This is a genomic window from Limnothrix sp. FACHB-1083, assembly GCF_014696485.1.
GTDB lineage: Bacteria > Cyanobacteriota > Cyanobacteriia > CACIAM-69d > CACIAM-69d > CACIAM-69d.
This window is the reverse complement of sequence record NZ_JACJQD010000009.1, coordinates 129,711-142,093: the sequence shown is the minus strand read 5'-3', so window position 1 is coordinate 142,093 and position 12,383 is coordinate 129,711. Positions and strand designations below refer to the sequence as shown.

Genomic DNA, 12,383 nt, shown 5'->3' with positions numbered 1-12,383 from the left:
ATCAAGCTGCCCTACAGCAACTTGGCATAGAACCGCAAACCACTGATTTTCGTTTCAATCGAGTCTCTGACCTGATCCTTCGATGCCTCAGAGACGTTGCCCTTTTCCAATTGGAAAATGTCATCGCCCTGCATTTCCAGTAGCCATTCATCGAATTGTGTGCGCGAAATTCGATCGCCTAGTTGCCGACGAATTTGGTAGATCGGCACAAAATTTTCGCAGCGATGTTCCTCATTCAAGAACTTGTGGGTGTCCAAAACCACCGTCTTGAATTCGTCGTAGGACGTAATTTTTTCGCCCGCCAAAACAGCCCCAGCCGCCGGAGCGGGAGCCTGTTGCAACCAATTCAACGCCGCCTGAGCATTTTTGGCACTCACCACCGTGCCCTTTTGTCCCTTTGTCCAAAACGTCAGTTTGCCCGCCCGCAATTCTTGATCCAGCCGCGCCTTGCCCGCCGCCGTCAGGGATAACCGTCCCCCGTTCTCGCTCACAGCTCCCGCTTGGAGCAGCGCATCCACCGCTTCCTCAAAATCCGAAACCTTGACCTTGCTGCCACAGCGAGATCGCGCCGTGTCGTCCTTACCCTTGCCACTAACTTTGCCTTTGCGAGGTACGCCCGCCCCCGTCATGCGTTCTAGATCCCACAAGACCAGCAACAGCAGCGTTGATTGCATCTCGCCTTACTCCTTTGTGACCCGTGCATGGATGAATGGATCACGTAAACCATGGTAAACGATTTTGCTGATTGCGGTTTGCGAAATCTAGAAAAAGTGAATTTTGAAAATGATTTTTTGAGATTTGCTTTAAAGGCGAAATAAAAATTAAACCTGTGATGAATCTATTACCAGAGGATGAAATTGATTTCTCAGGAAGCAAATAAGGGAGGTTTTCGGCTGTTTTCTAAGCAGAACGCGCCTATTTGCGCTGGGAGGCTCAATCGTGGCTGATTGTGCTGATCACCTCATAAAAATCCTCCAACCGATGGCTAGATTGGAGGATGGGACTGAAAGAAAGGGCGATCGAGTGGTTGGGGATGGATTAAACCAAAACTGGTTTTAGGCGATCGGCTTGGTGTCCATGGCGGCAAGTTGGGCGATCGGTTGCCATGCGGTCACATCAGCCAGGAGACTTTCATAGCCCAAATCATTGGGGTGCAAACCATCGGAGCCGAGGCGCTGTTCAACCCAGGAAGCCCCACGCGCGAGCCACAATTCAAAACAGTCTAAAAACGGAATCCGCCGCGCCTCACAGGCCCGACGGATCACTTCTTTATATTGATACTGATCGGCGTGGTTGTAATACAAACACTCTAAGAAGGGCATTTTGCTAGGGTTGACGGGAATCATGCCCACAAACAAGACGGGGCAGAGACCCTGGGCCCGATCGAGCAAGGCTTCCACTTGCGGGCCAAAGATTTCAATGGGGGTCATGTTTTTGCCATCGGCCCGGCCCACTCGCGGCGAATCATTGGTGCCCACGGAAAGAATCAGGCGATCGGGCAGGCGATTGCGCAACTCGCCCCGGCTCCGAAATTCCAACTCCAGTCGATCGCTCACTTGGCTCACCTTGTCGCCCCGAACGCCCAAGTTATAAATCACATGGCCGGCTGAGTCGGGAGCCATCCACTGGCGGCGCAATCGTTCAACCCAACCGCCGCCACTGAGATCGCCGTAGCCATAAATCACACTGTCGCCCATGGCAATGATGCGGAGGGGTTGCGGTTGCTTGGGCCGAAATGGAGTCACCACGGCGTTATGGCGCATGACAGGAGACGCGATCGGAGCTTGCATAGGCTGCGGCGTGGAACGCGATCGAGAAAGGAATTGAGCCGGAATGTATCACTGCTGGGATGCTTGAGGCAATCATCCATCCCTAATCATCCTCACAGTGGGATTGAGCCTGATTCCGGGTCAAAGGAGCCGATCGGGACAGTTTTGGCGATGGTTGCGGCGGCTGAGTCAGGGCTGGGCAAATTCGGTTGGGGCAAAGTTGGGGGACATTCAGGGCGAATCCGGAGCGAATCCGGGGCGAATCCGGTTTGAACCAAAAGAACGCAACAGGCTACATCGGCCACCAAGGGAGTTTGCTAATCTCTCGATCGCCCTTGATAATACGCCCCGGACTGCCCAGGCCCCGACCGCCTCTCCCGCCAAACTCCGCTGAACCACCTTCAACCACCCGCAAGTAACCTGCCGTTTCCCATGAGCAAAGTCTTCCGCGAGCTGCTGAAAACCATCGGCAGCGGGCCCCACACAGGCAAAAATTTGGATCGATCGCAGGCCGCCGAAGCCATGCGACTGATGTTGACCCAGGCGGCCACCCCAGCCCAAATTGGTGCGTTTCTGATTGCCCATCGGATTAAGCGGCCCACGGGCGAAGAGTTGGCGGGCATGTTGGATGCTTACGCTGAGTTGGGGCCGCGCTTGGGGCCGATCGCCCTCGATCGGCCCTTGGTCAGCTTTGGGATTCCCTATGACGGGCGATCTCGCACGGCTCCTTTGGGCATCGCCACGGGGTTGATCTTGGCGGCAGCGGGATTTCCCTTGCTGTTCCATGGGGGCGATCGCATGGCCACGAAATATGGCATTACCCTCACGGAACTGTGGCAGGCCTTGGGTTTAGATTGGACTCGGGCCCGTTGGGAACAGGTGGAACGGTGCTTGGCAGAGCAAGGCCTAACCTACTGCTATCTGCCGAAGCATTTCCCCGAAACCTTGCCCCTGGCGGCCTACCGCGATGAAATTGGCAAACGGCCGCCCCTGGCCACCCTGGAGCTGTTGTGGTCGCCCTACCAAGGGCCCCAACATCGGGTGATGGGGTTTGTGCATCCGCCCACGGAACAGATGATGCGTGATGCCTTGGCGCTGCACCAAATTGAGTCCTTCACCACGGTCAAGGGCCTCGAAGGCAGTCCCGACTTACCGCACGATCGGACAGTAATCACGGGATTGGGGCAACCGGGCCGGTTCGATCGCCTCTGTCTCAACCCCTGGGATTTGGGATATAGCCAAAGCAATTTGCCCCTGGGGACGGCTGCTGAATGGGCTGAAAACTTGAGTTCCCTGTTCCAAGGGAGCCATGGCCAAGATCACCCCTGGCGCACCAGTGTGATTTGGAATGCGGGCTTTTATCTTTGGCGACTGAACAGCGCTGGCTCCGATCGGCCCGATGACTTCACCGATCGAACGCCATTGAAGAATTACTTGGCTCAGGCGGCCACGATTTTAGATCAAGGATTGGCCTGGCAGAAGCTTTTGGATCTGCGATCCCATCTGGCGATCGCCTCAGAATAGGCAAGAATGGGCAAGCAAAATCAACCCCCAACCGGTTAACCATTCCGGCCCAGAGGGGTCTGCCTCCCATGTTAGACTCGCATGTGACTCATCAAAACGATCGACTATCGCTCCTCTGCACACGAGCGTCCCATCGGTGGGGCGCTTTTTCGTAGGTGAGCGATCGCTTGCAGGATACCAGACTCGTTGAAACTTTGGGGCTGGGAATCCCGATCGGGGCCCCAAGAGATCCACAAACCATGCATCAATCCAGACTGGATCAATTTAGACTGAAATCTAGACTGAGATTCAGATTGATGATCAGTTTGATGATCAGTAAATTCCTATCGGTGATTAACCATTGGCTATGAACCGCAAACGGCAGCCCGCCCGCGATCCCTACCGCGATCGCGACAGTTATCGCAGTGATTATCGGGGAAACGCTCGCGAGTCGGCCGGGCGCGACACGGATCGCGAACCGAGATCGGAAGGGCGATCGCCCGAACCACCCAAGAAAAAAGGCTTTAACTACACGGTGGTGGCGATTTTGGCCGGCGTGTTCATCCTGGGTATGGGCGTGGGCATTGGGTTCAGCTCTTCGGCCAGTGTTGATCCGCAAAATGTGGCTTCGCGGGAATTTATCGATCGGGCGGCTCCCAACCCGGAACTTTGTGCCCAATTTGGAGCCAGCGCCATTTCCATGAATGCGCGCATTTTTGTGACCCTCAGCCCCTTTAGTGTTTACGTGTCCCAGCCGGAAATGCAGCCCGGTTGCGTCATGCGCAGCAACAACTGGGCAGTGCTGCAACAACGGGGCGTGGTGACGGATAAGCAGATTTCCGAATGCAAAAACCGGATGAATACCTTTGCTTTCACCGGCAGCATTGACAGCAAACCCCGCGTGGACTGTGTTTATCAAAACGATTCGGCGGGGAACCTGTTCTTGAATCAGCCCGGGGTGGTTCCGGCCCAAGAAAGCGATCGTTTCTAGCGTGACCCACGGGGGAATAAAGACGGGATGTTGGCTTATGGATTGGCGATTTTAGTGGCGATCGGGAGCCTGTTGCTCTACGCGATCGCCCTGCGGTTTCCGATCCTGTCACGGCGTAGTGACGTGATTTGGAGCAGCTTTGGCCTGTTTTATGCCCTCGTGTTGTGGGTTTGCAGTGGTCAACTGCATGGGGCCGTGCTCCTCAGCCAAGGGGTGGTGGTGGGGTTGATTACCTGGCAAGGGTGGCAAACCTTGGTGCTGCGCGAACAAGTGGCGCGATCGAGCCTGGATGAGGTGCTGGTTGCCGCGTTGCCCCAGTTCGATCGCTTGGCCGGGTTGCTGAATCTCTTTCGCCCCGGCCAACCTAACTTGACCGGTTGGCAAGCTTTCCGCCAATCCCTCACTGGTTTTGGGATCGTGCTTTGGATCCAGATCCAGACCCAATTGGCCAACCTGCGAGCTGCCCGATCGCCCGGCAGCAGTCCTGCCCCAATGCCCAACTCAGCACCCAAACCAGCGCCCAACCCAGCACCCAAACCAACGCCCAGCCCAACGCCACCCCCGACCAACGCCGCCCCCGCGCCGCCCGCTCCGGTCAGCCCCACCACAGGCAGCACAGGGCAAAGTGCAGGGCAACCGGTTTACGTGCGCAAGAAATATCGTCAACCGCCGGAAGGCGCGCCCCCCAACCAAACTACGCCGTCGTCTGCTCCCTCCCCTGAGCCTGTGCCCGAGGGTTCCAAGCCCGTTTACGTGCGCAAGAAATATCGTCAGTCCCTAGAAAACTCACCTCCTGCTCCCAGTCCAACTTCTGTCCCCAGTGCAAATCCCGTAACGCCTGCCAATGCGTCGGCGGATTCACCGTCGCCCGCTGCTGCAAGACCGGACAATTCAGCACCGATCGCCCCCAGACCACCCCGCCCCCGACCCACCCCCTCGCGCACGGTCAAACTCGACGGGGCCAATTTGCCCGATGAAGTGGTGGTGGATTACGAAGAGTTGCCCCCGCGCCCGCCGCGGCCCCGTCGCCCACCGGCCGGGTAAGGGGAGTTTGGGTGGTTCGGGAGGAACCGATTCGCGCTCCTTCGCTCCCCAGACGGGTCAAAGCAAGCCGCTACAATGGTTAACAGCCGTGCTGAACGGTCGTTGGCCGCGTTCTGGTGAACAGCAGGAGCCAACCATGCTGGTTAACAGCGCTGAAGTTTGTTTTTGAGTGCCTGCCCCGTGAGTTCCACCGTTCCTCCAGTGCGATCGACCTTGCAACCCGCCATTTCCCTGAGCAACGTCACCAAGGCCTTTTCCACGGGAACCGTTGCCCTACAAGATGTGTCCCTCACGATCCACGAGGGCGAATTTTTGAGCTTGGTGGGGCCCTCCGGTTGTGGGAAAAGCACCATTTTGAGCCTGATTGCGGGTCTGAGCAGTCCCACCCAAGGAGATTTGACTTGGCAGATGCCGGACGCTCGCCGGAATTTGGCCTTTGTGTTCCAAGATTCTGCCCTGCTGCCTTGGGCAACGGTGCAGGAAAATATTCGGTTGCCATTGAAGTTGGCGGGAATTTCCCGATCGGCCAGCGAAGACCGCGTGGCCGAGGCGATCGAGCTGGTGGGGTTAAAGGGGTTTGAAAAATCCTTTCCCCGGCAACTCTCCGGCGGGATGAAAATGCGGGTTTCGATCGCCCGGGCGATCGTCACCCAACCCAAGGTGTTGTTGATGGATGAACCCTTTGGGGCCCTTGATGAAATTACCCGCAACAAACTGAATGAAGACGTGATGAATTTGTGGCATCAAAAGCGCTGGACGATCGCTTTTGTGACCCACAACATCTATGAAGCCGTTTATCTGTCAACGCGGGTGGCGGTGATGGGGGTTAATCCCGGGCGCATCGTCACGGAGCTGGACATTCCCGAACCCTATCCCCGATCGGAAACTTTCCGTCAATCTCCAACTTTTGGCCAATATCGCTACCAACTGGCGGAAGCGTTGGCCCTCGGCATGGGTGCGACGGTTCCCTTGTAAGGGTGTCAATGGGAATGGTGCAAATGTAGATTTCGCAAATTTGCCCCAATTTACTCAAAATTGACTGAGCATTAACTGAGCTTGAATTGCAAAATTCTGGTTTTGAATGGCTGGGAAACTCCCTAAAATGATTCCAGAGCCACCCAGCAATCCCTTAAAAACTGCTTGAGAACTGCTGACAATCCGCTAAAAGATCGGTTTTGAGCATTCTTTCCTGATCCTGAATCTTCTGAATTATTCCCGCCATTTAAAGCCTATGAGTCGCAGTCGTTCTCCCCTGATTTCCAAGCGATCGCTCATTCAGCGCGTTTTTTCCGCCGACGTGCTGGCCCCCTTGGGGGTGGGACTGACTTTTCTGTTGGCTTGGGATTTATTTGTACAAATCACCGGACTGCCACCCTATCTACTCCCTCGGCCTGGCTTGGTGTTGCAAACCCTATTTGAAAACTGGAATGAGCTGTTTTCGGCCCTAATGGTGACGCTGCAAATTACGATCATTGCGTTTTTGGCGGCGGCAGTTTCTGGCCTAGGGATCTCGGTGCTGTTTACGGTGAACAAGTGGATTGAACGGAGCCTGTTTCCCTATGCGGTGATTCTGCAAACCACACCCTTGGTGGCGATCGCGCCGCTGATTGTGATTTGGCTCAAGGATAATACGCTGGGAGCATTGGTGCTTTGTGCCTGGATTGCGGCCTTTTTTCCGGTGGTTGCTAACACCACCTTGGGGCTGAACAGTGTCGATCGCAACCTAACTAACCTCTTTAAGCTCTACAACACCAATCCTTGGCAGCGATTGATTTATCTCCGGTTACCCAGCGCGTTGCCCTACTTCCTAGGGGGACTACGAATCAGCGGTGGCCTGTCCTTAATTGGAGCCGTGGTGGCGGAATTTGTGGCCGGAACCGGTGGCGCAAAATCAGGCATTGCCTATCAAATTCTGATTGCCAGTTACAATTTACAAATTCCGAAAATGTTTGCAGCATTGTTGTTGGTGACGGGCTTGGGGATTTTGATTTTCGTGGGTCTTTCAGCCCTGTCCGATGCCCTTCTCAAAGACTGGCATGAAAGTGCTGTCAAGCAGGAAAGTTAGGTGGCTTGAAAGGGGAGCTTGAAAGTGCTTAAAAGTGGCTGACTTCCAATCCCTGATTTGCAAACAATCTCCCAATAATCAATCTCCCAACAATCAAACCCTGAAATTGAGCCTTGAAATTATTCCCATGACCGCCCCCTCACCCGTTGAAAATGCTACTCAGTCGATCGCCCTGGTGGCTCCAACCCCGATGGAAGGGGTTGAGTTGCCCTCGATGGTGAGCGATTTGGCAGGGCTGCAACGGGCGATCGCCCAGGATCCCGATCGCTGGCGACCGTTGGTGTTCACCAATGGCTGTTTTGATTTGCTCCATGCGGGCCATGTGCGCTACCTGAATGCGGCACGCGCGTTGGGGCGATCGTTGGTGGTGGGGTTGAACAGTGATCAATCGGTGGCGGGCTTGAAACCAGCGCGGCCCGGGTTCCCCCCTCGCCCGATCGTGCCCCAGTCCCAGCGGGCGGAGGTATTGTTGGCGCTGCGGGCGGTGGCGGCGGTGGTGATTTTTGAGCAACCCACGGCCACGGCACTGATCGAAGCGTTGCAGCCCGACATCTATGTCAAAGGGGGCGATTATCGGGTGGAAACCTTGCCGGAAGCGCCGGCCGTCTTTGCCGGAGGTGGCCGCATTGAGCTGGTGAAAATTGAAGTGCCCAGCAGCACCAGCGGTTTGGTGGAGCGAATTTTGGCGGCCCGTCCCCAGGAGCCATAGGCCGTGGCGGAGGATTGGGCTGCGGAGTTGGCCCCCAGCAGCGCCACGGAACCTTGGTCAGTGGCCACCCTCAACCAGTGGCTGAAGGATTGCGTGGAGGCGGAACCGGCGCTTCATCGGGTTTGGGTGATTGGGGAGGTGTCCAGCGCCAAGCCGTTTCCCAGCGGCATTTATTTCACTTTGACCGATCGGGAGGCAACGGCCGCGATCGGCTGCGTGGTGTGGCGAGGTCAGGTCGATCGACTGGCGAGCTTGCCCGAACCGGGTCAGCAGGTAATCGCCTTGGGAGAATTGCAGCTTTGGCCCAAACGGGGCGAGCTGAAGCTAGTGACCTGGCAACTGCTGCCGGCCGGGGCGGGTTTGCAGGCGCTGCGAATGCAACAGCTCCACGATCGCCTGGCTGCCGAAGGATTGTTTGATCTCGATCGCCGTCGGCCGCTGCCCGCTTTTCCCCAAACCGTGGCGGTGATCACGTCTCCCCGCGCGGCGGCCTGGGGAGACATCCAGCGCACCTTGCTTCAGCGCCATCCCGGCTTGCGGGTGTTGTTTGTGCCCGCTTTGGTGCAGGGCGATCGGGCCCCGATCAGTCTGATGCGGGCGATCGCGCAAGTGGTGGTGGATGGTCGAGCCGATTTGCTGATTTTGGCCCGGGGTGGCGGGGCCACGGAGGATCTATCCTGCTTCAACGATGAGCAACTGGTGCGCACCCTGGCAGACTGCCCAATTCCAGTGATCACCGGCATTGGTCACCAACGGGATCAGTCCCTTTGCGATCGGGTGGCGGACTGGTGTGCCCACACGCCCACGGCCGCAGCGGAACGGGCCGTGCCGAGCCTGGCGGAGTTGCGCAACCGCTGGGCTGAACAGGCCTTGGGCCTGAAGTTAGCCATGGATCGCTACTTACAGGATCGACTTGATCGGGTGGATCTGCTCCAGCAACGGTTGGGACGGCTGCGCCCCGATCGTCAATGGCAGCGGGAAACGGAGCGGCTGACGGATCTTCGGCGGCGGTTGGGCATGGCCATGCAACACCGGCTCGATCGGGAACAGCAACGGCAACAGGCCCTCAACCAGACCCTGCGATCGCTGGATCCAAACCAAGTGTTGCAACGGGGCTATAGCTTGGTGCGCAATGATCAAGGGGCGATCGTTCGGCGGGCAGCCCAAGCCCAACCGGGCGATCGACTCCGAATTCAGTTGGCCGATGGGTGGTTAGAGGTGAAAGTGATTCCACCCCTAACCGAAATCGCGCAACTCTCGATCGACCTTAAGCAGTCGCCCTAGATTTGCTGTTGATTAACCCTCGATCTGCCCTAAACCGTTTCTGGTTCGCGTTCCTGGACTTGCGGTTGGAATTGGAACAGGGAATAAACCACATTCCGGCGCATGTTGGTCATCATGTCCAAGAAGAGTTCATAACCTTCGCTCTTATATTCCACCAGCGGATCCTTCTGGCCATAGCCGCGCAGGCCCACCGTTTCCCGCAGCGCGTCCATCTGCTGCAAGTGCTCGCGCCAGAGGGTGTCAATTTGCTGAAGGATGAAATAGCGTTCCGCGTCGCGCATCAGGCCAGGGCGCAGGCTGTCGATTTGCCCTTCCTTGATGTCGTAGGCAATCCGCACTTGCTCGGCCAGGAAAGTCTTGATTTCCGTGGGGTTGAAGTCCTCAATCTGTTGGGGAGTCAGGTCTTGGATGGTGCTGACAAATTCCTTTACCTTGTCTACCATCTTTTCCAGATTCCATTCCTCCGCTGGCAAATCGGGGTTCACGTAGGCATCCACAATGTCGAACATTGTCCGCTCGGCATATTCAATCACCCGCTCTTTCAGGTCTTCCCCTTCAAGGACGCGGCGGCGCTCGGCATAGATGGCCCGACGCTGGTTATTCATCACCTCGTCGTATTCAAAAACCTGCTTCCGAATGTCGTAGTAATAGGTTTCGACTTTCCGTTGGGCCCCCTCGAGCGATCGGGTCAGCATTCCCGACTCGATCGGCATGTCCTCTTCCACACGGAACATCTGCATCAGGCCGGCCACCCGATCGCCCCCAAAGATCCGCAGCAGGTTATCTTCCAAGCTCAGGAAAAACCGAGTGGAACCGGGGTCACCTTGGCGACCCGCCCGCCCGCGCAACTGGTTATCAATCCGGCGCGATTCGTGGCGTTCCGTACCGATTACATGCAGGCCACCCAGTTGGATCACCTCTTCATGTTCACTGTCGGTGAAAGCTTCGTATTCCCGGCGAATTTGGTTGTAGGCTTCCCGCAGACCTTGCACCACTTCATTGTCGGTGGGGGCCTTTTCCGAGGCGATCGCCAACAGTTCTTCGGCTTCTAGCTCCGGGAGCGATCGCTCGCCATAGGTCTTGACCGCAAAGGCCACCGCATCCTTCAGCATCTTTTCCGCCTCGGAGGTAATCGGCGTGGGGAAAATTTCCGGAGCCGCTTGCCAGGTTTTGCGCTTCTTGTTCGAGTTGCCAAAGCCCTGGGCCTTTTGCCGGCCACTCAGGCCCGCCACCTGCATCACCTCAAACTCATCTTCCTCTTCCAGGCGCACCAGCTTGGGCATCAGGTATTCCCGCACCTTCAGCCGGGCCATGTAGTCCGCGTTCCCGCCCAAGATGATGTCCGTGCCGCGACCGGCCATGTTCGTGGCGATCGTCACGGCTCCGCGCCGCCCCGCCTGGGCCACGATTTCCGATTCCCGCTCCACGTTTTCCGGCTTGGCGTTCAGCAGGTTGTGGGGAATGTTGCGCTCCGCCAGCAGTTCCGACAGCAATTCCGACTTTTCAACGCTCGTGGTTCCCACCAACACGGGGCGACCCATTTCGTGCATTTCCAAGCACTCTTCGGCCACGGCCTTCCACTTGGCCACCTCGGTTTTGTAAACCACATCCGAGTAGTTCTTCCGCGAGTTGGTGCGGTTGGTGGGAATGATCGTCACTTCCAAGTTGTAGATCTTCTCAAACTCGGCCTCTTCGGTTTTGGCCGTGCCGGTCATGCCCGCCAGTTTGGGATAGAGCAGGAAGAAGTTTTGATAGGTGATGGAAGCGAGAGTTTGGGTTTCGTTCTGGATTTCCACCCGCTCCTTGGCTTCGATCGCCTGGTGCAAGCCATCGCTCCAGCGGCGGCCCGGCATCACCCGCCCGGTGAATTCATCCACAATCACCACTTCCCCGGCCCGCACGATGTAGTTCACATCTCGCAGGTAGAGTTCCTTGGCCTTCAGGGCGTTGAAGATGTAGTGGGCCCAGGGATCTTCCGAATCAAACAGATCCGTAACCCCCAACATTTGCTCGGCGGCGATGAAGCCCTCATCACTCATGATCACGTTGCGGGCTTTTTCGTCCACTTCGTAGTGGTCATCGCGCACCAGTTGCCGCACCAGCTCATCGGCGGTCAGATATTTTTCAGTGGGGCGATCGACCTGGCCAGAAATGATCAACGGGGTGCGGGCCTCGTCAACCAACACCGAATCCACTTCGTCAATCACGCAATAGTTAAAGGGCCGCTGCACCACTTCGTTGATGGTGGTGGCCATGTTGTCGCGCAGATAATCAAACCCTAGCTCACTGTTGGTGGCGTAGGTGATGTCGCAAGCATAGTTCCGGCGGCGCTCTTCGGGACTCATGCCCTGCTGAATCAGCCCCACGGACAGGCCCAGGAACCGATGCACCTGGCCCATCCACTCGGCATCCCGGCGGGCCAAGTAATCGTTCACCGTCACCACATGCACCCCGCGCCCCGTGAGGGCGTTCAGGTAGGACGGCAGGGTGGCCACCAGGGTTTTTCCTTCCCCGGTTTTCATTTCTGCAATTTGCCCGTTGTGCAGCACAATGCCGCCCAGGAGTTGCACATCAAAGTGGCGCATTCCCAACACCCGCTTGCCCGCTTCGCGAACCACGGCAAAGGCTTCGGGCAGGATGTCGTCTAGCAGTTCCTTGCGTTCGCTGTCGTTGCGGGCTTGGGCCAGTTTTTGGCGAAATTCGGCGGTTTTGCCTCTGAGTTCGTCGTCCGACAGCTTCGCGATGTCCTCTTCAAGGAGGTTGACTTCCACCACGTCGGGTTGGAACCGCTTGAGTTTGCGGGCGTTGGGGTCTCCCAGCAGAGCTTTCAACATGGCAGGCGATCGGGTGGCGTACTAGGCGAGATAATGGGGGCCAATGCAGTTGGCCGGTGGCGATCGCCCGATCGAGCGTCATGACGCGATCGAGCTGTGGCGCGCCTCCATCGTATCACCGCACCTTTGCGCCGGGCCGGTTCGGTTTCCCGTCGCGGCCAGTGCAAGGACACGATCGACCGGA

10 protein-coding genes are annotated in these 12,383 nt (G+C 57.1%); 7 read left to right on the top strand and 3 right to left on the bottom strand.

The features are described from left to right. Positions 1 to 11: 11 nt before the first annotated feature. Together H6F46_RS13000 and H6F46_RS12995 are read right to left on the bottom strand one after the other, a co-directional pair. On the bottom strand, positions 12 to 674 hold the full coding sequence (locus tag H6F46_RS13000; RefSeq protein WP_190355113.1) for a hypothetical protein: 663 nt from the start codon (positions 672 to 674) through the stop codon (positions 12 to 14). A 381-nt stretch (positions 675 to 1,055) separates the two neighbouring features. After that, positions 1,056 to 1,763 carry a GDSL-type esterase/lipase family protein gene (locus H6F46_RS12995; RefSeq protein ID WP_234406988.1) on the bottom strand — a complete coding sequence of 236 codons (708 nt, stop codon included), beginning with the start codon at positions 1,761 to 1,763 and terminating at the stop codon, positions 1,056 to 1,058. A gap of 438 nt (positions 1,764 to 2,201) precedes the next feature. Between H6F46_RS12995 and H6F46_RS12990 the strand changes: the two genes are divergently transcribed. The 7 genes from H6F46_RS12990 to xseA all read left to right on the top strand — a co-directional run bounded on the left by H6F46_RS12990 (position 2,202) and on the right by xseA (position 9,365). Continuing rightward, the gene (locus H6F46_RS12990) at positions 2,202 to 3,293 is read left to right on the top strand and encodes an anthranilate phosphoribosyltransferase family protein (protein WP_190355112.1); all 1,092 of its coding nucleotides are present in this window, start codon (positions 2,202 to 2,204) and stop codon (positions 3,291 to 3,293) included. 346 nt (positions 3,294 to 3,639) lie between these two features. After that, the gene (locus H6F46_RS12985) at positions 3,640 to 4,263 is read left to right on the top strand and encodes a DUF3172 domain-containing protein (protein ID WP_190355111.1); all 624 of its coding nucleotides are present in this window, start codon (positions 3,640 to 3,642) and stop codon (positions 4,261 to 4,263) included. Positions 4,264 to 4,290: 27 nt separating this feature from the next. After that, complete coding sequence (locus tag H6F46_RS12980; RefSeq protein WP_190355110.1) at positions 4,291 to 5,307, top strand: Ycf66 family protein; 1,017 nt, start codon at positions 4,291 to 4,293, stop codon at positions 5,305 to 5,307. Positions 5,308 to 5,487: 180 nt separating this feature from the next. Further along, entirely contained in the window at positions 5,488 to 6,282 is a 795-nt protein-coding gene (locus H6F46_RS12975) for an ABC transporter ATP-binding protein (RefSeq protein WP_347278325.1), read from the top strand. Between the two features lie 256 nt (positions 6,283 to 6,538). Then, positions 6,539 to 7,372, top strand: coding sequence for an ABC transporter permease (locus H6F46_RS12970; protein WP_190355109.1), 834 nt, complete (start codon positions 6,539 to 6,541; stop codon positions 7,370 to 7,372). Between the two features lie 214 nt (positions 7,373 to 7,586). Then, on the top strand, positions 7,587 to 8,081 hold the full coding sequence (locus H6F46_RS12965; RefSeq protein ID WP_190355173.1) for an adenylyltransferase/cytidyltransferase family protein: 495 nt from the start codon (positions 7,587 to 7,589) through the stop codon (positions 8,079 to 8,081). A 3-nt stretch (positions 8,082 to 8,084) separates the two neighbouring features. Then, positions 8,085 to 9,365: an exodeoxyribonuclease VII large subunit gene (gene xseA / locus H6F46_RS12960; RefSeq protein ID WP_190355108.1), complete on the top strand. Its 1,281-nt coding sequence runs from the start codon at positions 8,085 to 8,087 to the stop codon at positions 9,363 to 9,365. A gap of 29 nt (positions 9,366 to 9,394) precedes the next feature. Here xseA and secA read toward each other — a convergent pair whose 3' ends face one another. Continuing rightward, a complete protein-coding gene (gene secA, locus H6F46_RS12955; RefSeq protein WP_190355107.1) occupies positions 9,395 to 12,199 on the bottom strand; it encodes a preprotein translocase subunit SecA in 2,805 nt (934 codons plus the stop codon). Between the last annotated feature and the right edge of the window lie 184 nt (positions 12,200 to 12,383).